Raw genomic sequence first — 21,561 nt, 5'->3', positions numbered from 1 at the left:
GCACACATTGACATGCAGGTAATCACCTGCATAACGTTCGGTGTGAGCTCAGAGATGGACAAGGTCTTCAAGGCGCTGGCCGACCAGACCCGGCGGTATCTACTGGACCGGCTGCATGAGCACAACGGCCAGACGCTGGGCGAGCTGTGCCGGCGGCTGGAGATGACCCGCCAGTCGGCGACCCAGCATCTGGCCGTTCTCGAGGCCGCCAACCTGGTCAGCACGGTGCGGCGGGGCCGCGAGAAACTCCACTACCTCAACCCTGTCCCCCTCAATGAGATCCAGGAGCGCTGGATCGACAAGTTCGAGCGCCCGCGACTGCGCGCGCTGAGCCTGGTGAAGCGACAAGCGGAGGAAGCGATGGCCGACAAGCCGGCGTTCGTGTACGTCATCTATATCGAGAGCACACCGGAGAAGGTCTGGCACGCGCTGACCGATGCCGACCTCACGGCCGAGTACTGGGGCCACAGCAATGTGTCGGACTGGCAGGTCGGCTCCCCGTGGGAGCATCAGCGGACGGACGGCTCCGGCACCGCCGATGTCGTCGGCACGGTCGTGGAGAGCTCACCGCCCACCCGGCTGGTGACCACCTGGGCCGCGCCCGACGCCGATGCCACCGCCGAGCCCTCCCGGGTCACCTTCGACATCCAGCCGCACGGCGACATCGTCCGGCTGACCGTGACCCATGAGAATCTGGCCGACGAGGCCGAGCGGACCGCGGCGGCCGGTGGCTGGGCCGCGGTGCTGTCCAATCTGAAGTCGCTGATCGAGACGGGGAGCCCGCTGCCGCAGCAGCCCTGGCTGATCCCCCGGTGAACCTCGGTCACCGTGGGACGTGGGGGCTCAGCGCGCGGCCCCACCGTCCCGGACCGTGATCCCCAAGGCGTCGGCGAGCATCGGCGCGAGCTCCATCAACTGCCCGCTGCCGATGGTGGCACCGCCCAGCGCGTCATAACCGTCGGTGATCTCCAGCCGAGTGGCCGCGCGCAGATCGACCTTCGCCAGCCGCGCCTTGCCGAACCGCACGCCCTCCAGCGCCGACCCCGGAAACGCCACCTCCGTCAGCCCCGCGCCGCCGAGGTCCACATCGCGCAGCAGGCAGTCCACGAAGGTGACGTTCCGCAGCGTGGCGGTGCGGAGATTCACCGATTCCAGCTTGCACCGGTGGAAGGTCACCCGGTGCAGCCGCGCGGAGAACATCTCAAGACCGGCCAGCACACAGCCGTTGAGCTCGCCGTCCAGCCACTCGGTGTCCGCCAGATCGGTGCCCACCCATCGCACCCCGTCCAGCCACACCTCATTGAACCGGGCCCCACGGCCACGGCCCCCGGTGAAGGTCACCGAGGAGAACGCGGACTCGAGGAACCGGGCCTGGTCGCACACGGCCCCGTCGAAGGAGCCGCCGTCCAGATGAACGGTGTCGTAGTCGCCCCCTTCCGCCAAGTCCCCTTCGAACGGCCGCAGATGGTCGGCGAAGGGCAGATCGGCGAGGTCACGGGGGGACGGCACCATGCGAGGGCTCACTTTCCTGGGGGCGGAGCGCGTACGAGGCCGATACTGCCATCCGCTACCGACATCCCCCGGGGACGCCGGGAGGGATGACCTCGGACCGCCGAGAAGCCAAGATTGGCCGAGTGGCATGTCGTTCAACCGCGTGAACAGGACAATCTGCCGCCCCCTCCGCCTTCACGACCTCCCCGGGAGCGATCCCGGGACCTGGACCGGCCGCCCCCGCCGGAGGGCTTCCTCCAGGTAACGGCCGGGTCGGGAACCGGCCATGGATCTCTAGCCCACCACGCAATGCACTGTCAATCCGTCATTTCAGGGAATATCGCCGTGTTCGATGACCCGGATAGGTTTCTGCGCGGCCTGACGCCGGGTCAGGCGATTGACGAACGGAAGGCGGGTCGACGCGGATGATGCGCAGCCGTAGGGACATGCTGAGGGCGGCGACAGCAGTGGCGGGCGCGGCGGCCGTGGGGGCGGTGGGCGGCGTCACGACCGCCGCCGCGGCCACGCCGGCGGCACGGCGGCCAAGAAGGGTGCTGAGCTCGGTGGGAACGCGGCTCAACACCTTCAAGGACGCTTCGGGCCTGGTGACCGTCTCGGTCTTCTCGCACCGGGGCAATCCCCCTCAGCAGCACTGGGTCGATGAGACGGTCCTCGTCGGCGACGGCGACATGATCGCCATCGGCGGCGGGGCCACCGCGGCGGAATACCCCAACGGGGCGTTGCTGACCGCGTCGTATCCCACGGACGACCTGTCGGGCTGGACCGTCGGCTCGAAGGACCATATCGACGCGCAGGCGCATGAGCTGGTCTCGTACGTCATCGGCCTGAAGATCGCCGGGATGAGCCGGGACCAGCTGCTGCGGTCGGTGTACGTATCGCGTGCGGACAGCGGGGTGGCCCCGCATCCGGAGGCCGAGGCCGGTCTTCCGTCGTCGGATGAGTACGTTCTCGTCGGCGGCGGGTTCCGGGTGGACTGGCACGGCGGCGGCAATCTCGCCACCGCCTCCTTCCCCTCGACCGAGACCTCCTGGAAGGCCCGGTCGAAGGACCATCTGGTCTCCGATCCCGCCAACATCCGGGTGTTCGCCATCGGGCTCCGGCGTTTTCTCCCGGTGGGGTTCGTGTCCAACAGCTTCACCCGGGCCGACTCCGGCCAGTCCCCGCACCCGGCCGCCGTGGCGTCCGTGGAGCCCGGTTTCGCACTGACCGGTGGCGGCGCGGAGGTGCACTACCGGGGCAGCGGCAATCTGCTCTGGAAGCTCGAACCGGCCACCACCCAGACGCCGAGCTACAGCGCGGCCGCCAAGGACCATCATGTGTCCGACCCGAGCACGATCACGGCCTACTCCGTGGGTATCCGCCTCAACTGACACCGGAGGGCGATTACGTGCGCCGGATGGCCCATTCTCCGGTGTGCTGAGCGCGTTTTCCCGGGGCCCCCTCCGTTAAATCGGACTGTCAGATCTATTAACTCTGCGACCCGACACGGAGGAATCCATGCAGATCGCGAAGAAGGCCGCCCTGGTGGCCGCGACCGCCGGCGCCATTGCACTCCTCGGCACCGGCACCGCGGCCGCCAACGGCTACGGCGGCTCCGACAGGGGCACCAGTGCTCCCACCAGCTTCGACGTCAGCAGCTTCATCTTCCAGAGCAACCACTGCAACACCTCCACCGGCACCACCCTCTCCAGCGCCGTCGCCGGTCCGACGGGCGAGATGAACATCGGCAGCACCTGCGCCAACATCATCGGCGGCTGACGCCGGAACAGCGGCCGACGGCCACCGTCACCGGCCCACCGCGCTCCTCTCGCTCCTCCGGGGCGGGAGGAGCGCACCCGTTCCGGCCCGATGGCTTCGTACGCCGAACGGGCCACTCTCCGGTGCGCTTACCCGACTTCCCCCGGACTTCCTTCGTTAAATCGGACCGTCAGATTTATTCGTTCTGCGACCCGACACGGAGGAATCCATGCAGATCGCGAAGAAGGCCGCCCTGGTGGCCGCGACCGCGGGCGCCCTTGCGCTCCTCGGCACCGGCACCGCGGCCGCCGACGGCTACGGCGGCTCCGACGTTCCCACCAGCTTCAACCTGTCCAGCCTCATCGTCCAGGACAACCACTGCAACACCTCCACCGGCACCACCTCCTCCATCGGCGGCGTCGGCCCGAGCGGTGACATGAAGATCGGCAGCAACTGCGTCAACTTCATCGGCGGCTGACGCAGGGGCAGGGGTCGACGACCACGGTCACCGGCCCACCGCGCTCCCCTCGGCCCTCCGGGCCGAGGGGAGCGCGTGCCTCACCGCCGTACCTGGATCAGCGCATGGGCGCCGCTGGTGCGCCAGTGGTCCTCGTGCGCGTCCAGCGCGGCCACGGTCCGCTCGTCGAGCCCGACGATGACATCCGACTTCAGGGTGCGCAGCGCGGCCACCGGGCCGGGGAAGTACCCGGTGCGGTCGGCGAAGGAGGTGGTCGGGGGCCACAGCCGGTCGCCCACGAGGCGGCGGTAGTTCAGATCGCCCTTCATGAGGGTGAGCGTGGCCCCGGCGAACTCGCTCCGCAGATCGGCGGGCATCTGCTCGTACGGCAGCGGGGCGCGGAAGAAGTCGTGCGCCCGCACCGTGAGCCGCCCGTCGCCCATGGCGGCCCACAGCCGTCCGCCGGTCCCGGCCGCGGCGCCCTCCGCCCGCACCAGACGGCGCAGACAGTCGACGACGTCCTCGGTGGTGGCATCGGAGACGTAGTACGGATACGGCTTCACCTGGAGCACCACCCGCTCGGCGCGCCCGTGGTGGAGCACATGGTCGATGAGGACGAGGTCGGGGAGCAGTTCCCGCCCGGCGTTGTCCGCCACCACGCACAGCGTGGCCGGGGAGCCGACGGGCAGCAGCGACCACAGCGCCTCCGAGTCGTCCGCGACCAGCGGCGGGGTGTCGGCGCCAGGCGCGTCCGCGGCCGATGAGGAGATGCGGAAGCCCAGGTCCGCGCGGTTGCCCCAGAGCGAGCCGTGTACCAGCGCGGCCGCCTGCTCCCCGGCGGGCTCGCGCAGGATGTCGTCGAGCGCGGCCAGTTCGGCCTCGGCCCCGGGGGTGTCCAGCTCGGCCTGTTTGAAGGGGCGGAACGGGTCGACGCCGCGCCAGGGGCCGTCCGCGAAGTAGCCCACGGCCTCCAGGAGCCGGCGGTAGAAGTAGCTCTCCGCCCACAGGAACGGGACGTCGAACCAGGACCGGCCGAAGTGCTCCCGGCCCCACACCGCCCACCGGTCGTGGTCGTACGCGGTGGGCGGGAGCGGGGCGATGGTGCCCTCGGCGGCGTTGTCGCGCAGCGCGTCGAGGGCGCGGTGCTGACCGGGTCCGTACGGGAAGGCGTCGCGCACCTTCTCGATCAGTGCGGGATGGCGCTCGGCCAGCACACTCCGGGCGAACGATCCGGGCTCATCGCTGCGGATCACGGGCGCGTCGACGGTGTCGGACATGGCAGCCAGGGTCGCACACCGCGCGGTGGCGCGGCGGGGTCACCAGTGCGCGGGGCGGGTGAGGGACGGGGGCAGCCGGGTGGCGGAGTCGCCCTTGGCCGCGTTCAGCTGGGCCTGGGTGAGGAAGACGGCTCCCCGCAGATCGGCCGCGCTCAGCTCGGCATCCCGGAAGTCGGCCCCGATCAGATCGGCCGCCGTCAGATCGGCCCGGGTGAGGTTCGCCGCGATGAGACGGGCGCCGCGGAGGTTGGCGCCCCGCAGATCGGCTCCCCTCAGGTCGGCGCCGATGAGATCGGCTCCCCTGCGGTTCTTCTTCTTGCCCGGGATCCGGGCCCGTACCAGCTCGCTCGTGCGCAGCAGCAGCTGATTGACCCGGTCGCGGTGGGCGGCCACATCGAGCTCCCTCAGCTCGGAGGCGCTGCCGAGGGTGAGGCGCTCGGTCTCCCGCAGCGCCTCGCGCAGTGCGCCGTGGACGGGCCGGGCGGCCGACAGGGCCAGCGCCTCGGTGAGGTACCAGAGCAGCTCGTGCAGGTGGCGCATGACGGGGAAGACGGCGAACATCTCGGCGGCCGTCCCGGGGTGCCGCCGCCAGTCACGGCCCTCGAAGGTGAGTTGGGAGACCTTCTGCCCGGCGCCGAAACAGTCGTAGACCGTGCAGCCCGGGAAGCCCTCCTCGCGCAGCCGGGAGTGGATACCGCAGCGGAAGTCGGCCCGGAGGTTGCGGCAGGGCTCCCCCGCGTCCTTGCTGATCGCGAAGTCCGTGGAGGCCGCGAAGGGCAGGGCGGCACAGCACAGCCCGAAGCAGTCGGCGCAGTCGGCCCGCAGCGCGGGGCGGTCCGCGGCGGCCGGGCCGGCGGACGGGGTTTCGGTCGTATCTGACACCGTGCGTGGTCTCCCGCGTCGACAAGAGCACCGCGGGGCGGTGCTCGGTGGCGTTCCATTGTCGCAAGCGGGCTCAGCCGGGAATGATCAGCTCGATTCCATAGGCGGCGATCGCCAGGCACGCGGCGAAACACACCACCGCCGCGGCCGCCGCCACCGTGTCGAGACGGCCGCGGCGCGCCTCGTGGCGCGGTGTGCCGCCCCCGGCGCGGGCCCAGGCGGCGACGCCGAGCGAGAACATCACGACCACCAGGACGGTGACCCCGAGGCTGACCCCGAAGACCCCGCCGATCGTGCCCCAGGTGGTGCCCATACGGATCAGCTCCTCGGCGGGGGTCGTGTCCTCGGCGGGGGTCGTGACCGGGTCAGACGGTCGTGTCCAGGGTGCGCCCGGCGTGCTCGGGGACGCGCGGCGCGTTGACGTTGTCCGGGTTCACCGGGCGACGGCGCGAGAGCACGTAGAAGCCCACCGCCGCCGCGACGGCGACGCACGCCACCAGGGCCACCCCCGCGTTGCCCTGGCCCGCCACCCAGGCCGCGACGCCTCCCACGGCCGCCGCGGCGGGCAGGGTCAGCAGCCAGGACACCGCGATCCGTCCGGCGATCCCCCAGCGCACCTGGGCCAGCCTGCGGCCGAGCCCGGCGCCCAGGATGCTGCCCGTGCACACCTGGGTGGTGGACAGCGGGAAGCCCAGGTGCGAGGAGGCCAGGATCACCGCGGTGGCGCTGGTCTCGGCGGCGAAGCCCTGCGGGGGCTGGATGTCGGTCAGCCCCTTGCCCATGGTCCGGATGATCCGCCACCCGCCGACATAGGTGCCGAGTGAGATCGACAGACCGGCGCTGAGCACCACCCACCACGGTGGTCCGGAGCCATGGCCGAGCACACCACCGGCGATGAGGGTGAGGGTGATGACCCCCATCGTCTTCTGCGCGTCGTTGGTGCCGTGGGCGAGGGCCACCAGGGACGCGGATCCCACCTGGCCCGCGCGGAAGCCCTTCCGCGCCGCGGGCGCGGCCGCCCGGTGGGTGATCACATACGCGAGATAGGTGGCCAGCATGGCCACCACACAGGCCACCACCGGTGAGGCGACCGCCGGAATCACGATCTTCTCGACGATCGCGGTGAAGCGCACCGCGGACTCCCCGGCGCCCACCCACACCGCGCCGATCAGCCCGCCGAACAGGGCGTGCGAGGAGCTCGACGGCAGCCCGGCGAGCCAGGTGATCATATTCCACAGGATCGCCCCGATCAGCCCCGCGAAAATCATGACCGGGGAGACCTTGGCGTCGTCGACGATGCCGTTGGAGATCGTCTTGGCCACTTCGGTGGAGAGGAATGCCCCGGCCAGATTGAGCACCGCGGCGACGAGGACGGCGAGCCGGGGCGACAGCGCCCCCGTGGCGATGGACGTGGCCATCGAATTGGCCGTGTCGTGGAAGCCGTTGGTGAAGTCGAAGGCCAGTGCCGTGAGGATGACGGCCACCAGAAGGAAGGAGACGGAGTCCATTCCCGACCTCCCGCACCAGGAGTGGTCCGGCACATCGATCGCGTCGGACCGTCTCGTGAAGACCGCTGTCTGATGTCCACGCTAAGCGCGGTGCCGGACGGGCGCCAACGCTGGCGCCCGGCCCAACGGCCGGGCCGGGTCGGCGCCGTGGAACACGGCCCCGCCCGGCTCCGGTGCCGTACCGCCCCACCGGTCGGCGGGCTCACCGGCAGCTCAGGGAGGGGCGGGCGTTGAGCGTGCGCACATCGCCTCCCGTGGTGTCCCGGTAGGTGTCGGTGACGCGGGCGAGTTCCCCGGGGGTGCGGGCACCGGCCCGGTTCATGGCCCGGTTCGCCCGTACGACGGTCGCCGTCGCCTCGCGGCGCTCGGTCTCGTAGCGGGCCAGCGCGGTGGGCACATCGTCCGCCCGCGCGAGTTCACGGGCCAGGACGCGGGCGTCCACGACGGCCTGGGACGCGCCATTGGCCCCCACCGGATACATCGGATGCGCGGCGTCGCCGAGCAGGGTCACCCGGCCGCGCCCCCACCACGGCAGCGGCTCCCGGTCGACCATCGGGTATTCGAGGATCTCGTCGCCGTCGGTCAGCAGACCGGGCACATCGAGCCGGCCGAGCCGCCAGTCCGCGAAGTACGGCAGCACATCGGCGAGCCGCCCCGCCCGATTCCAGGCCGCGGCGCCGGTGAGCGGCCCGGGCTCGGACATCCGCACCAGGCAGACCCAGTTGACCCGGCCGCCGCCGATCGGATACGCGACCAGCTCGGCGTCCCCCTCATGCACGATCACCATCGAACGCCCGGTCAGAAACGGCTCGGCCCGTGTGGTGCCCCGCCACATCCGGATGCCCGACCACAGCAGCGGGCCGTCCTGCGGGTGCAGCGCGGCGCGGACCGCGGAGTGCAGCCCGTCGGCGCCGATCAGTGCCCGCGCGGCCGTCTCCTCGACCGTCCCCGTCGCCCGGTCGAGGAGGTGTACGCGCGCACTGTCCCGCTGCCCCGGGTCGTCGAATCCCACCACCCGGGCCCCGGTGCGGACCGCGTCCGCGCCCAGGCGCTCGCGGACCGCCGCGAGGAGCAGCCGCTGGAGCTCCCCGCGGTGGACCGAGTACTGCGGCCAGCGGTAGCCCTGGGCGAGGCCTCGCGGCTCGGTGAAGATCCGCCTGCCGAACCGGTCGCAGTACACGTTCTCGGCGGTGGCCACGCCGATGGCGGCGAGCTCGTCGCCGAGGCCGAGTTCGATGAGCTCGCGCACGGCGTGCGGCAGCAGGTTGATCCCGACGCCGAGCGGCCGGATCTCACGGGCGCTCTCGACGACCGCCGTCTCGATCCCGGCCGCGTGGAGGCTCAGGGCGGTGGCCAGCCCGCCGATGCCGCCCCCGGCGATGAGCACACGCATCACTCGGCTCCGGCCTCGGGGCGGATCTCGGAGGGGGCCTCGGGGCGGACCTCCTGGCGGACCTCGGGGCGGTCGATGATGCGCTGCCAGGTGCCGTCCGGCTGGCGGCGGGCCACCTGCACCCGGCCGCCGGTGTTGTCGGCGGGGCGGGTCGAGGTGAGGGCCAGATCGCCGTAGCGGACGGTCGGCAGCGCCTCCTCCACCCGGAAGGGGCGCGGGGCGTGCGCCAGCATCCGCTCGCAGACGGCGCGGATCGCCTCGCGGCCGACGGTCGTGGCACCCGGCGGATAGGCGAGCACCGCGTCGGGCTCGTAGAGCTCGGCCAGCCCCTCGGCGTCTCCGGCGTTGGCACGTTCCACGAACAGCCGGGCCAGGTCCTCGGGGGTGGTGGCGCGGGCACGGGTCTCGGTCATGGTCGACTCCTTTCGTCCGCCTCCACCCTCCGGCGGGCGCGATCAGAAGTCCAAGAGATGGTTGGTCTGGTTGCTAGAATCATCGCTTATGGAACTGCGGCAGCTTGAGTACTTCGTGGCGGTGGCCGAGGAGCGGAACTTCACCCGGGCCGCGGAGAAGGTGCATGTGGCCCAGCCGGGGGTCAGCGCACAGATCCGCCGGCTGGAGCGCGAGCTGGGCGAGCAGCTGCTGGACCGCTCGGGCCGCTCGGTGCGGCTGACCGAGGCGGGCGCGGCGGTGCTCCCGTACGCGCGGGCGGCGCTCGCGGCGGTGGCGGGCGCCCGGCTCGCGGTGGACGAGCTGACCGGGCTGCTGCGCGGGCATGTGGCGGTCGGGACGGTCACCTCGCACAGCGTGGATCTGCCGGGGCTGCTGGCGGAGTTCCACGACGCCCATCCGGCGGTGGAGATCACCCTCACCGAGGCCACGTCGGACGAGCTGCTGGAGGGTCTGCGCACGGGACGGCTCGACGCGGCGATCGTCAGCGTGGGCGCCACGACCCCGGCCGGGGTCGAGCTGGAGGTGATCACGGATCAGCCGATCGTGGCCGCGGTCGGTCCCGACCATGAGCTCGCCGTGCACTCGGCCATCTCGCTGGACACCTTGCGGGGCCGTGCGCTGATCAGCCTGCCGCGCGGCACGGGGCTGCGCACCCGGATCGACGAGGCGTGCGCGGCCGCCGGTTTCACCCCGCACATCGCCTTCGAGGCCAGCGATCCGGAGGTGCTGGCGCAGCTCGCCGAGCGGGGGCTGGGCGCGGCGATCCTGCCCGGGGCGTTCGCCGAGGCGCGGTCGGACCGGCTGCGGTCGGTTCGCATCGACCGGCCGGCGCTGCGGGGGCGGCTGGCCTTCGCCTGGCGGGCGGACGGCCCGAGCGGCCCGGCCGGCCGGGCCCTGGTCGAGCGCGCCCGTACCGCCTTGGCGGCCGCCTCGGACCCCGAGCGCGCCGCCGGGTGAGCACGCGTCCTCCGTGCGTACACACCGCACTCCCCGTTGACAGCCCACCGGGGCGGATCCCACAATTGCGCTCATGATCAGGCACCGGTTCGACGTGACGGGACATCTGCGCGCCCCGGACCGGACCGGGTGTGAGCGCTCGGGCCTCTGACCGGGACTCTCCGCATCCCGCGGCCACCGCCCCCGCGCCCCCGAAGCCACGCCGGTCATTCCTCTCACGCCTCTCACGATCGCCGGTCAGCCCCTGACGATCCGGACATCGCGACGCTCAGGACGACACTCCCGTGGCCATCCCCGCGGCACGAGGGCACCTCCCCACCCCCGCCCGCCCCCTGTCCGCCGTCACGCATGAGGAGACGCCATGACCGTCGTCGACACCCCACCCACGACCCTGCGCGAAGCCACCATCCCGCCGGACGGCATGTACGAGGGCGCGCGCATTCTGCGGCGGCTGCCCGAGGGGTGGGAGGAGCGTCCGTACGAGCGGTTCGAGATCGTGCCCCTCGGACGCGTCATCGGCGCCGAGATCCGCGGCCTGGACCTGTCCCGGCCGCTGGAGCCCGCGCTGCGCGAGGAGCTGAACCGCGCCCTGCTGGAGTGGAAGGTGCTCTTCTTCCGGGCTCAGCACCTCACCTCGGAGCAGCAGCGCGGATTCGCCCGCAACTGGGGCGAGTTGGAGACCAATCCGCTGCTCGCCGCCGGGTCCAGCGAGGATGTGGTCCGCTTCGACAAGGCGTCCGGCGCCACGCCGACGTTCGAGAACATCTGGCACACCGACGTCACCTTCCGCACCCGGCCCGCGCTCGGCGCCGTGCTCCAGCTGCGCGAGGTGCCGCCGGTGGGCGGGGACACCATGTGGGCCGATATGGCGGCGGCGTACGACAACCTCCCGGCGGAGGTGAAGGAGCGCATCGACGGCGCCACCGCCGTCCACGACGTCATCCCCGGCTTCGTCCGCTTCTACGGACCGGAGCGGCTGGCCCCGTTCCAGGAGATGTTCCCGCCGGTGGAGCACCCGGTGGTGCGCACCCATCCGGAGACCGGCCGGCGGATGCTGTTCGTCAACACCTCCTTCACCACCCGGATCACCGGGATGGAGCGCGAGGAGAGCGATCGGCTGCTGAGCTTCCTGTGCCGGCAGGCGCATGTCCCGGAGTACCAGGTGCGCTTCCACTGGCAGCCGGGCGACATCGCGTTCTGGGACAACCGCGCCACACAGCACTACGCGGTCAACGACTACGCCCCGCACCGCAGGGTCGCCGAACGCGTCGCCATCGAGGGCGACCGGCCGTTCTGACCCCGGCCGCTCCGCCGCCGCCCTGATGCGGCGTTTTTCGGCCATCCGCGCGAGCCCGTACCCGGCGCGGGCTTGTTCCCGGCGGGTGAAACGATGTACGGCGGCGGCCACATCGGAGGTATAACCATTGCGGAGTGGTCAGTTGACGAGCCGATGGAAGGGGACGGGTGCGATACCGGGTCCTGGGGGCGCTTGAGCTGCGCGCCGGCGAGGGGTGGGCCTCCCTGGGGCCGGCCAAGTGGCGGACGCTGCTCGCGGTGCTGCTGTGCCACGCCAACCAGACCGTCTCCACCGAACGGCTCCTGGACGAGCTCTGGGGCGAGGACGGGGCGCCCCAGAGCGCCACCAAACTGCTGCAGACCTATGTCTCCCGGCTCCGCCAGACCCTGGGCGACGAGGCCGGGCAGACCCTGATCACCGAGAAGCAGGGCTACAAGGCACAGGGTTACCGACTGGCGGTGGAGGCCGCCGAGTTCGACGCCCACCGCTTCGAGCAGCTGATCGAGGAGGGGCGGCGGGCGCTCGACCGGGAGGCGCCCGAGACCGCGGCGGAGCGGCTGCGCGAGGCGCTGACGATGTGGCGCGGCACCCCGTTCGCCGATGTGCCCCCGACCCCGGCGGTGACGGCGGAGGCCACCCGGCTCGAGGAGTGCCGGCTGCAGGCCGTGGACGCCCGGATCGACGCAGACCTGCGGTGCGGGCGCCATACGGCCGTCCTGGGCGAGCTGGAGGCGCTGACCGCCGAGTATCCGTTCCGCGAGGAGCTGCGCGGCCGACTGATGCTGGCGCTGTACCGGTCCGGGCGGCAGGCCGACGCCCTGGCCGCCTACCGCGATCTGCACCGGCTGCTGAGCGAGGAGCTGGGGGTCGAGCCGACCCCGCCGCTGCGCGACCTCCACGAGCGGATCCTGAACGCCGACGCCTCCCTGGTGGCCGCGCCCGCCCCGGAGGCGGACCGGCCCGACTCCGCCGCCGCTGCCCGCAAGGCCCACCGAGGGCCCCGCCAACTGCCGCCCGCCAGCCCGGCGTTCACCGGGCGCCATGGCGAGGTCGCGGTGATCCAGGCGCTGATGGACGCGGCCGGGGACCCGGAGGCGGGCGAGGGCGGCCGGTCGGTGGTGCTCGCGGCCATCGACGGCACCGGCGGGGTCGGCAAGTCGACCCTGGCCATTCACACCGCACACCAGCTCGCCGACCGCTTCCCCGACGGCCAGCTCTATGTGGATCTGTACGGGGCGACCGCCGGGCAGTCGGCCCTGGACCCCGGTGAGGTGCTCGGCCGGTTTCTGCGCGCTCTCGGCGTGGACGGCTCCAACGTGCCCGGCGACACCGACGAGGCGTCCGCGCAGTTCCGTTCGCTCGCGGCGGGCCGGAGACTGCTGGTGATCCTCGACAACGCCGCCAGTGTGGACCAGGTGCGGCCGCTGATCCCCGCCGGTCCGGGCTGCGCCGCGCTGATCACCAGCCGCGAGATGCTGACCACCCTGGAGGGCGCCACCCATCTGCATCTGGATGTGCTCCCGCAGGACCAGGCGGTGGCGCTGCTGGAGCGGGTCGTGGGCGCGGAGCGGGTGCGGGCCGAGCCGGCGGAGGCGGAGGAGATCACCCGGCTGTGCGGCTGGCTGCCGCTGGCGCTGCGGATCGCCGGTGCCCGGCTGGCCGCCCGCCCCGCGTGGCCGCTGCGCACCCTCGTGACCAAGCTGACCGACGCCCGGGGCCGGCTGGACGAGCTGCGCTTCGGCGATCTGGCCGTCCGCGTCAGCTTCCAGGTGAGCTACGAGGGCTTCCGGCTCGGCCGGCGCTCCGACGATCTGGACGCGGTCCGCGCCTTCCGGCTGCTCAGCGTGTTGCACGGGCTCGATGTGAGCCTGCCGGTGGCCGCCGCGCTGCTGGACCTGCCCGCCGACCGCACCGAGAACGCGCTGGAGCGGCTGGTCGACGCCCAGCTCCTGGAGAGCCGGGACTCCGTCCGCTACCACATGCACGATCTGCTGCGGCTGTTCGCGTCGGAGCAGGCGGAGCAGGAGGAGTCCGAAATGGAGCGTTCGGCGGCGCTGGAGCGGGCGCTGTCCTGCTACGCGGCCACCGCCCAGCAGGCGGTCACCCTGCTCGACCCGCTCCGCCCCTGGCCCCGGCACCCGGTGGAGGGCCCGGCGGTGCCGCTGAGCGGCCAGGGCGAGGCGGAGAGCTGGCTGAAGGACGAGCTGCCCAATCTGCTGGCCGCCGTCGTCCACGCGGCCGAGCCCGCCCAGCCCGAGGCGATCGCGCGCCTGGGGCTGCGGCTGGCGCGGGCGCTCCAGTGGTTCCTCTTCCCCCGGGCGCACGCCCAGGATCTCCAGACGATCAACGAGCTGGCCGTCGAGACCGCCCGCCGACTGGGCGATCCGGAGAGCGAGGCGTGGGGGCTGGACGGCCTCTCCGCCGCGTACTGGCTGCAGCACAGCTATGACGAGGTACGGACCACCCTGGAGTCGGCGCTGGAGATCTGGCGCGAACTGAGCCATCGAGAGGGCGAGTTGCGCACCGCGTGCAATCTCGCGGACGCGCTGTGCGAACTGGGCCTTTACGAGGAGGCCATCACGGTGCAGGAGCGGCAGCTCGCCCTCGCCCGGGAGGCCGGGGATCTGCCGGCCGAGGTGATCGGCCTGGGCAACCTCGGCCGGGCCCACCGGGGGCTGGGCCGCCCCGAGGACGCCCTGACCTGTTTCAAGGAGAGCCTGGAGTACGCCCGCCGCACGGGCAACATCCACCATGAGGGCTTCGCCCTCTACGAGATCGGGATCACCTATATGGAGCAGGGCAGGTTCCCCGAGGGCCGGGCCCATATGGACCAGGCGCTGCCCGTATGGAAGCGCCCCGGTACGTACGAGAGCTGGCGCGGGCACACCTGGAGCGGGCTCTTCCCCGCCTGTATGACCCTGCAGATCGGCCCCGGCCCGCGCTGAGGCGGGATCCGGGGCGGACGTCGGGCGAACCGGGGCGGACGTCGGGCGAAGGGGGCGGCCGGGATAAGGGGCGGCCGGGGCTACGGCTTGCGGGCCACCCCGCCGTAGGCCCACACCCGGCTCGGGTCGGACTCGGCGCCGATGCCCGGACGCCACGAGGGCAGTTGCACCAGGCCCGGGGCGAGCAGGTCGAGCCCGGCGAAGAACTCCATGATCCCGGCATGGTCGCGGGCGACCAGGGACACCGGGTCCCCGAAGCTGATGACCTCCCAGTCCCGGTCGGTGTCGATGGTGAAGTCACCGGTGGCGTGGGAGAGGACCAGACAGCTGCCCGGCGCGGCCCAGTCCATGAGCCGGCGGACGATGCCGACGGGGTTCGCCAGGTCCTCGATGTAGTCGAGGACGAGCGTCAGCAGGATCGCGACCGGCTGTGCGGGGTCGAGCAGCCGCCGCAGCTCCTCATGGCCCAGGAGCTCCTCGGGCGAGCGGATGTCGGTCTTGACCATCGTGGTGCCGGAGACGGAGAGCCGGGCCTGGCCGTGGCTCGCCACGATGGGGTCGTTGTCGGCGTAGACCACCCGGGCCCGGGGATTCACGGCCTGGGCGATTTCATGCACATTCGGGGTCGCCGGCAATCCCGCGCCGATATCCAGGAATTGGCTGATTCCATTGGCGGCGAGATGGCGGACGGCCCGGTGCAGAAATCTCCGATTGGAGAGCGCGGTGTCGCGGACTTCCGGTGCGACACCGAGAAATCGCTGAGCCTGCTCGTAATCGGCGAGGTAATTGTCCTTGCCGCCGACGAGATAGTTGTAGACCCTGGCCGGGTTCGCCTCGCTGACCGCAAGACGTCCGTGGTCGGCCGGCCGCCACTCCCTCGTCCTGAGCCCGATGCCGGGTCCGCTGCTCTTCATCGTGATTCCCTTACCACTAGCACTGCCTCGCCTCACCACCGACGGTTCCGGATCACTGCGGGTGCGGAGCCGCGCCCGGACGCCACGTGACCGTCTTCCTCGGCCCCGGTTCGGCCCAGGCGACCGGATCCCGCGCCCACAGGTGGAAGGGCAGGTCGACATCCGCGGACACCCGGCTGAGCTGACCCCAGGAGTACGCCTTGGAGTGGGCCGCGGTGGCCTGGAGCGCCGCTTCGAGACAGGCACGGGCGGTGCGTTCGGCCCGGCAGGTGCCGCTCGGGCCGGACCCCTCCACCCCGCCGCAGAGCTGAAAGGTGCTCCAGGCGTAGAGGAGTTCGTCCTCGACATGAGGCTGATACTGCTGGTCGACGTTCACAGGCCCTCTCCAGACGCGTCCCTACCGGGCGGCTGTAGCGATGCGTCCAGCATGGATGAGGGCGGATCAGCGGCGGTATACCGGCGGTAAAGCGACGGCCGCGGCGGCTCGACCGGGTCCGCCCCGGTCGGGGTCCCGCCGCGGCCGCATCGCGTTCCGCGTTGGAAAAGGACCTGGTCACACACCATATGGCGGTATGGCGTAGGACCAGGGCCGCCCGGTCACCCGGTCACTCGGCGAGCCAGGCCAGGACCTCCCGGTTGATCCGCTCGGGCCGCTCCAGGTGGAGGAAGTGCCCGGTACCGTCGACCAGTTCCATCCGCGAGCCCGCGGGCAGGTGGTCCGGGGCGCCCTGGACGACATCGGCGCCGATGCAGCCGTCGTCGGTACCGTGCAGATAGAGGATGGGGACCTCTCCGGTCCGGGTGATGGCCTCCTGCTCGGCCGCGTACGCCTCCACATGGCGCGACGGGTCGAACAACGCCCGGTAGTAGCCGATCGCGGCGGCGAGGTGGGCCGGGTCCCGCAGGCTCTCCTTGACGTGCGCGATGTCCTCGGCGGCGTCCTTGTACCCGGGCGACCAGTCGCGCCACAGACCGTCGATCAGGGCCATGTCGTGCGCCGCCGCCCCGGCCTCGGCCAGCGGCGTCTGGAACATGAAGATGTAGAAGGACCGCTTGAACTGGCCGTAGTCATAGTTGAAGAAGTCGGCCAGCACCCCGCCCAGCGGGGGCACCGACATCGTGACCGCGCGCCGCCAGCGCTCGGGGGCGCTGCCGGTGGCGCCGTACGCGGCGATGGCGCCCCAGTCGTGGCCGATGAGCACGGCGTCGCCGTCGCCGCCGAACGCCTCGTGGAGCGCGTTGGCGTCCGCGGCGATCGCACCCGCCTGGTAGGCGCCGTCGGCGGGTATGCCGCTGGGCGCGTAGCCCCTCAGGAAGGGCGCCACGGCGTGGTAGCCCGCGTCCGCGAGCTCGGGAAGCAGATGACGCCAGGAGTGCGCGGAGTCTGGGAAGCCGTGCAAGCACAGCGCCAATGGGGCGTCGGCCGGGCCCGCTTCGAAATACCCGAAATCAAGTCCATTTGCGTTGATGTTCTTCAGCTCTGTCACGCCCGAGGATGCTAATGCACCGTCAGGATGCCGTCCATGTATGGCCGGAACGGGCTGCGCGCCGGGCCGGGGAAGTGGCAGACTGCGCTATACCGTCCGGAAATTCGATGACGCACCGCGTGTTTTCGCCGGCCGAGCCCCAGGGAGGCCCGATGACCAGCCCGAGCAGCCCCGTCGCGGACCACCGCGATGCGATGATGCACCGCGGATTCCTCTACCGCGACGAGGAGGACGTGGTCGATATCTGCGTCCCGTTCCTCCGCGAAGGCCTGGCGGCGGACGACGCCGTGGCCGTCGTCGCGGCCACCTCCAACATCGACGCGCTGCGGGACGCGCTCGGGCAGGACGCCAAGGCGGTGCAGTTCGAGGAGGCGCTCAGCTGGTACCAGCACCCGGTCAAGACCATCGCCGCCTATGACTCCTTCGTGAAGGCCGAGAAGCCGCGCCGGGTCCGGGTGATCGCCGAACCGGTGTGGCAGGGCCGCACCCCGCTCGAGGTGGTGGAGTGGGCGCGCTACGAGTCGATCGTGAACGCGGCCTTCGCCCACTCCGGCGCCCGTGCCATCTGCTGCTACGACCGCCGTCTGCTGCACCCCGAGATCCTCGCCTACGCGCGCCAGACCCACCCCGAGATCATCGACGGCCACGGGCCGGAGAAGAGCGACGCCTACACCGACCCCGGCCCGTTCAGCGCCACCTGCGACCGGCGGCCCCTGCCGTCCGCCCCGCGCACGGCCGAGTCCGTGTCGATCGTCTCGACCGACCTGGACGCCGCACGCACCTTCGTGGCCGAGCGGGCGAGCCGGCACGGCATGGCCCATGACGCGCTGCGCAACATGGTCGCGGCCGTGAGCGAGGTGTCCACCACCGCGATCCGGCACGGCGGTGCCCCGGCGCGGCTGAGCACCTGGCTCCACGACGGCGATCTGGTCTGCGAGATCTCCGGGCCCGGCCACTGGTACCCGGACGCGCTGTGGGGCTTCACCCCGCCGGTCGACTCCGAGCCCGGGTTCGGTCTGTGGGGCGTCCGCATGCTCTGCGACGTGGTGCAGATGCAGGCCGACGCGGACGGCACCCTCATCCGGCTGCGCACCCGGATCTGACGTCCCTCTGACGGCCCGGAGTGCCGACTGACGGCCGGGGTCAGGTGACGGTGATGGCCCCGGTGAGGACGGCGAAGGCGATGCAGCCGAGGGAGACGGGCACGCCCCAGCGCAGGGCGTGCTTCTGGAAGTCGCCGAGTTCCGCCAGTCCGCCTTCACCGGCTCGAACGCCGCGCCGGAGGCGATGTCGAGCTTGACCGCGGCGAGCGTGTCGGGGTCGAGCTTCCGGCGTTCGCGCTGACCGAGCCTGTAGGCCATGGCGATGACGGCCAGGGCTGACACCCGGATCGGCCGAACGCGGCACCACCCCGGCCGGATGCGGCCGGGGCGGTGCGGAGCGACACTGGCGGGGAGGGCAACAGCCGTGATGCGGAGTGTGCGTATGGATGGGCTGCCATCCGTGTGGGAGAGCACGCGATGAACACGCCCCACCGGCGCCCGGGCGCCCAGGGCACCCCGAGGGTGCGGCGGGACCTGCCCACCCGCATCGACGCCACCGGCACCCGGCGGGAGACGGACGCGCTGGGGCCCGTCGAGGTCCCGGCCGACCGGTACTGGGGCGCCCAGACCCAGCGGGCCCTGGTCCACTTCGCGATCGGTGACGACCGTATGCCCAAGGCGGTCTACCACGCGTACGGCTATGTGAAGAAGGCCGCCGCGCTGGTCAACGGCCGGGAGGGGCGGCTGGCCGGGTGGCAGGCGGATCTGATCGCGCATGTGGCCGACGAGGTGGTCTCCGGCGCGCTGGACGACCACTTCCCGCTGTATGTGTGGCAGGCCGGTTCCGGCACCCAGACCAATATGAACGTCAACGAGGTCATCAGCAATCGCGCGATCCAGCTGGTCGGCGGCGTCGTGGGCAGCAAGGAGCCGGTGCACCCCAACGACCACGTCAATCTGGGCCAGTCCTCCAACGACACCTTCCCCACGGCCATGCACATCGCCGCGGTGCACGTCCTGCACGACCCGCTGCTGCCGCGGGTCAGCCTGCTCCAGGAGGCCATCGCCGCCAAGTCTCGGAGCTGGTACGACATCGTCAAGACCGGCCGCACCCATCTGCGGGACGCGGTCCCCCTCTCCGTGGGGCAGGAGTGGTCCGGCTACGCCGCCCAGCTCTCCGACGCGCTGGAGCGGCTGCGGGCCACCCTGCCGGATCTGTACCAGCTCGCCATCGGCGGCACGGCGGTCGGCACCGGTCTGGGCGCCCCCGAGGGCTTCGGACCGGCGGTGGCGCGGGAGATCGCCGTGGCCACCGGCCATCCGTTCAAGGTGGCGTCCAACTCCTTCGCGGCGCAGAGCGGTGTGGACGCCATGGTGGCCGCCTCCGCCGGGCTCCGGGGCCTCGCCGTCCCCCTGATGAAGATCGCCGACGATATCCGCTGGCTCGCCTCCGGCCCGCACGGCGGGATCGGGGAGCTGACGCTGCCCGCGAACGAGCCCGGCAGCTCCAGCATGCCCGGCAAGGTCAACCCGACGCAGTGCGAGGCCATGATGATGGTGTGCACCCAGGTGCTCTCCGACGACGCCGCCGTGGCACACGCGGGCACCCGGGGGAACTTCCAGCTCAACGCGGCCCGGCCCCTGGTCATCAGCGACTTCCTGCACTCCGCCCGCATCCTCGCCGACGCCTGCGAGAAGCTGCGCGCGTACTGCGTCGAGGGCATCGAGCTGAACCGCGAGCGGATCGACGAGTATCTGGCCCGTTCACTGATGCTGGTCACCGCGCTGTCCCCGCGGATCGGCCACGACAAGGCCGCCGAGATCGCCCGTAAGGCCGCCGCCGAGGGAACGACCCTGCGCGAGGCGGCCATCGCCAGCGGCCACATCGGCGCCGAGGACTTCGACCGGATCGTGGACCCCCGGAAGATGGCCCGCCTGCGCGACGGCTGAGCTCAGTTCACCGGCGTATCCCGTGCTCGGCCAGCGGCCCCACCTCCAGCCCTCCGGCCCGGCACTCCGCCACCACCACGGGCAGCGCGGCCAGCGTGGCGCGCCAGCAGCCCGTGGCCGCGGCGCGGTCGGTGTCGTGCAGCAGAACGGTGGCCCCGTCGCGCAGATCGCGCCGTACGGCGGCGGCCACCGACCCCGGGGTGGCGTGCTCGGTCCAGTCGCGCCCCCAGGCCGACCAGAGGACGGGGGTGAGTCCGGACCGGGCCGCCGCCAGCCAGCGGCCACCGGTGAGAATGCCGTACGGCGGCCGGTACCACCGCGGCACCGCGCCGGTGGCCAGCCGGATCGCGCGGGCGGCCCGGGCCACCTCGTGGGCGTCCCGGGACACCGTGGGCAGCCAGGGGCGGCTGTGGGTCCAGCCGTGGACGGCGACCTCATGGCCTCGGCGGACGATCTCCAGCGTGGTGTGCGGGAAACGCATCACGCCGTCCCCCAGGACGAAGAAGGTGGCGCGGACACCCAGCTCGTCGAGCACCTGGAGGAAGCGCAGGGTGGTGCGTGGATCGGGTCCGTCGTCGAAGGTGAGGGCCACATGGCCGGGCCGCCCGCGGCCCGCCAGGGCCGGGAACAGGACGCTCCGGGGCCCGGGCAGCCAGGTGCCGGCGGGGGCGAGGTGCGCGGCCGCCGCGAGCAGCGCGGCGTTGCGCACCAGGACACCGGAGCGGTGGCGCACGCTCATGGTGTCCCCTCGCCGCCGGGGCCGCTCCGCCCGCCGGGGCCGCTCCGTCCGCCAGGGCCGCTCCGCCCGCCAGGGCCGCTCCGCCCGCCGGGGAGCGGTGTCCCGGCGTTCCGCGGCGGTTCGAGGACGGCCCGGTCCCAGCCGCCGCACATGGCGGGCGAGCGGGTCAGCCCCACGATGCCGGTCGCCATCAGCAGGATCCCGGCCACTTCGGGCACGATCCGCGGCCCCAGCGCGATGCGCTCGCCGAACAGCATCCAGCCCAGCGCGATGCTGACCAGGGCGTCGCCGAGGGTGAGCGCGGGCTGCGAGGCGGCCAGGGTGCCCGCGCCCAGGGTGCTCTGCAGCAACAGGAAGCTCAGCAGTCCCACGGCGCACACCGCGTACAGCGGCCAGTCGGTGAACACCTCCACCACCCCACCGGGGAACCGGCCGGTCAGCTCCTTGATCAGCGCCGCCGTGCAGGCGAAGCAGGCGGCGGTGGCGCTGCCCAGGGTGACGGCGCGCGCGGCCCCGCGCAGCACCCGGGCCACCGCGATCAGGGCGCCCACGACGATGGCCACCACCACGCCCACGGGCATCCAGCGGCCGTTGCGCGCCGTGGGCGAACCGCTGGAGGGGTCGGCCGCCACCAGGAAGAGCGCGAGCCCGGCGGCGAGCATCACGAACGACAGCCAGGTCCGGCCGTCCGGGCGGTGGCGGAACACCAGACTGCCGACCACCAGGGTGAACAGCAGCTCGCTGACCAGCAGCGGCTGGACCACGGAGAGCCGCCCGACCGCCAGCGCGCCCACCTGCGCCACCGCCGACACCACCATCGCCGCGAGACCGGCCAGCCAGAACGGGCGGCGCAGCAGCCGCGCCAGCCGCAGCAGGTTCCGCATCGGCCCGCCGTCGCCCCGCTCCTCCCGGACCTGGTCCATCGCGGCCCGCCGCTGCAGTACCGAGGCCGCGCCGTTGCCCAGGGCGGACAGCAGGGCCAGTACGACGGTCAGGACGCTCACCGGGGG

The 21,561-nt window shown here is 72.2% G+C and carries 21 protein-coding genes; 9 read left to right on the top strand and 12 right to left on the bottom strand.

The features are described from left to right. The first annotated feature begins 54 nt into the window (after positions 1-54). Entirely contained in the window at positions 55-816 is a 762-nt protein-coding gene (locus tag JK364_RS17985) for an ArsR/SmtB family transcription factor (RefSeq protein WP_201852241.1), read from the top strand. Between the two features lie 27 nt (positions 817-843). Here JK364_RS17985 and JK364_RS17980 read toward each other — a convergent pair whose 3' ends face one another. After that, entirely contained in the window at positions 844-1,512 is a 669-nt protein-coding gene (locus JK364_RS17980; protein ID WP_201852111.1) for a pentapeptide repeat-containing protein, read from the bottom strand. A gap of 404 nt (positions 1,513-1,916) precedes the next feature. Between JK364_RS17980 and JK364_RS17975 the strand changes: the two genes are divergently transcribed. From JK364_RS17975 to JK364_RS17965, 3 genes are all read left to right on the top strand, one after another. Further along, positions 1,917-2,882, top strand: a complete 966-nt coding sequence (locus JK364_RS17975) for a hypothetical protein (RefSeq protein WP_201852110.1) — start codon at positions 1,917-1,919, stop codon at positions 2,880-2,882. 127 nt (positions 2,883-3,009) lie between these two features. After that, complete coding sequence (locus JK364_RS17970) at positions 3,010-3,270, top strand: hypothetical protein (protein WP_201852109.1); 261 nt, start codon at positions 3,010-3,012, stop codon at positions 3,268-3,270. A gap of 208 nt (positions 3,271-3,478) precedes the next feature. Further along, a complete protein-coding gene (locus JK364_RS17965; RefSeq protein ID WP_201852108.1) occupies positions 3,479-3,727 on the top strand; it encodes a hypothetical protein in 249 nt (82 codons plus the stop codon). Positions 3,728-3,807: 80 nt separating this feature from the next. On the opposite strand, the gene JK364_RS17960 is transcribed toward JK364_RS17965, so the two are convergent. From JK364_RS17960 to JK364_RS17935, 6 genes are all read right to left on the bottom strand, one after another. Then, positions 3,808-4,983 (bottom strand): damage-control phosphatase ARMT1 family protein, encoded by a 1,176-nt coding sequence (locus JK364_RS17960; RefSeq protein WP_201852107.1) that lies wholly within the window; start codon positions 4,981-4,983, stop codon positions 3,808-3,810. Positions 4,984-5,022: 39 nt separating this feature from the next. Then, complete coding sequence (locus tag JK364_RS17955) at positions 5,023-5,865, bottom strand: pentapeptide repeat-containing protein (RefSeq protein ID WP_201852106.1); 843 nt, start codon at positions 5,863-5,865, stop codon at positions 5,023-5,025. Positions 5,866-5,938: 73 nt separating this feature from the next. After that, entirely contained in the window at positions 5,939-6,178 is a 240-nt protein-coding gene (locus tag JK364_RS17950; protein ID WP_201852105.1) for a hypothetical protein, read from the bottom strand. A 52-nt stretch (positions 6,179-6,230) separates the two neighbouring features. Beyond that, the gene (locus tag JK364_RS17945) at positions 6,231-7,373 is read right to left on the bottom strand and encodes an inorganic phosphate transporter (RefSeq protein WP_201852104.1); all 1,143 of its coding nucleotides are present in this window, start codon (positions 7,371-7,373) and stop codon (positions 6,231-6,233) included. A gap of 202 nt (positions 7,374-7,575) precedes the next feature. After that, positions 7,576-8,766: a flavin-dependent oxidoreductase gene (locus JK364_RS17940; protein ID WP_201852103.1), complete on the bottom strand. Its 1,191-nt coding sequence runs from the start codon at positions 8,764-8,766 to the stop codon at positions 7,576-7,578. Then, entirely contained in the window at positions 8,766-9,179 is a 414-nt protein-coding gene (locus tag JK364_RS17935) for a YybH family protein (RefSeq protein WP_201852102.1), read from the bottom strand. The genes JK364_RS17940 and JK364_RS17935 overlap by 1 nt, the downstream gene beginning before the upstream one ends. Before the next feature lie 88 nt (positions 9,180-9,267). On the opposite strand from JK364_RS17935, the gene JK364_RS17930 reads away from it, so the two are divergent. From JK364_RS17930 to JK364_RS17920, 3 genes are all read left to right on the top strand, one after another. Then, a complete protein-coding gene (locus JK364_RS17930; RefSeq protein ID WP_201852101.1) occupies positions 9,268-10,176 on the top strand; it encodes a LysR family transcriptional regulator in 909 nt (302 codons plus the stop codon). A 361-nt stretch (positions 10,177-10,537) separates the two neighbouring features. Then, positions 10,538-11,473 carry a TauD/TfdA dioxygenase family protein gene (locus tag JK364_RS17925; protein WP_201852100.1) on the top strand — a complete coding sequence of 312 codons (936 nt, stop codon included), beginning with the start codon at positions 10,538-10,540 and terminating at the stop codon, positions 11,471-11,473. A 167-nt stretch (positions 11,474-11,640) separates the two neighbouring features. After that, the gene (locus JK364_RS17920; protein WP_201852099.1) at positions 11,641-14,418 is read left to right on the top strand and encodes an AfsR/SARP family transcriptional regulator; all 2,778 of its coding nucleotides are present in this window, start codon (positions 11,641-11,643) and stop codon (positions 14,416-14,418) included. A gap of 80 nt (positions 14,419-14,498) precedes the next feature. On the opposite strand, the gene JK364_RS17915 is transcribed toward JK364_RS17920, so the two are convergent. From JK364_RS17915 to JK364_RS17905, 3 genes are all read right to left on the bottom strand, one after another. Next, positions 14,499-15,332 carry an SAM-dependent methyltransferase gene (locus JK364_RS17915; protein ID WP_201852098.1) on the bottom strand — a complete coding sequence of 278 codons (834 nt, stop codon included), beginning with the start codon at positions 15,330-15,332 and terminating at the stop codon, positions 14,499-14,501. 52 nt (positions 15,333-15,384) lie between these two features. Beyond that, the gene (locus JK364_RS17910) at positions 15,385-15,708 is read right to left on the bottom strand and encodes a hypothetical protein (protein WP_201852097.1); all 324 of its coding nucleotides are present in this window, start codon (positions 15,706-15,708) and stop codon (positions 15,385-15,387) included. 229 nt (positions 15,709-15,937) lie between these two features. Continuing rightward, a complete protein-coding gene (locus JK364_RS17905; protein WP_201852096.1) occupies positions 15,938-16,819 on the bottom strand; it encodes an alpha/beta fold hydrolase in 882 nt (293 codons plus the stop codon). A 152-nt stretch (positions 16,820-16,971) separates the two neighbouring features. On the opposite strand from JK364_RS17905, the gene JK364_RS17900 reads away from it, so the two are divergent. Together JK364_RS17900 and JK364_RS17895 are read left to right on the top strand one after the other, a co-directional pair. Continuing rightward, entirely contained in the window at positions 16,972-17,922 is a 951-nt protein-coding gene (locus JK364_RS17900) for an anti-sigma factor RsbA family regulatory protein (protein ID WP_201852095.1), read from the top strand. Positions 17,923-18,339: 417 nt separating this feature from the next. Continuing rightward, entirely contained in the window at positions 18,340-19,812 is a 1,473-nt protein-coding gene (locus JK364_RS17895; RefSeq protein WP_230992103.1) for a class II fumarate hydratase, read from the top strand. Between the two features lie 7 nt (positions 19,813-19,819). Here JK364_RS17895 and JK364_RS17890 read toward each other — a convergent pair whose 3' ends face one another. Beyond that, positions 19,820-20,551 (bottom strand): polysaccharide deacetylase family protein, encoded by a 732-nt coding sequence (locus JK364_RS17890; RefSeq protein ID WP_201852094.1) that lies wholly within the window; start codon positions 20,549-20,551, stop codon positions 19,820-19,822. Continuing rightward, complete coding sequence (locus JK364_RS17885) at positions 20,548-21,555, bottom strand: DMT family transporter (protein WP_201852093.1); 1,008 nt, start codon at positions 21,553-21,555, stop codon at positions 20,548-20,550. Before JK364_RS17885 ends, JK364_RS17890 begins: the two co-directional genes overlap by 4 nt. Positions 21,556-21,561 lie beyond the last annotated feature (6 nt).

The organism is Streptomyces endocoffeicus, assembly GCF_016741935.1.
GTDB lineage: Bacteria > Actinomycetota > Actinomycetes > Streptomycetales > Streptomycetaceae > Streptomyces > Streptomyces endocoffeicus.
This window is presented reverse-complemented; position numbering and strand designations above follow the sequence as displayed.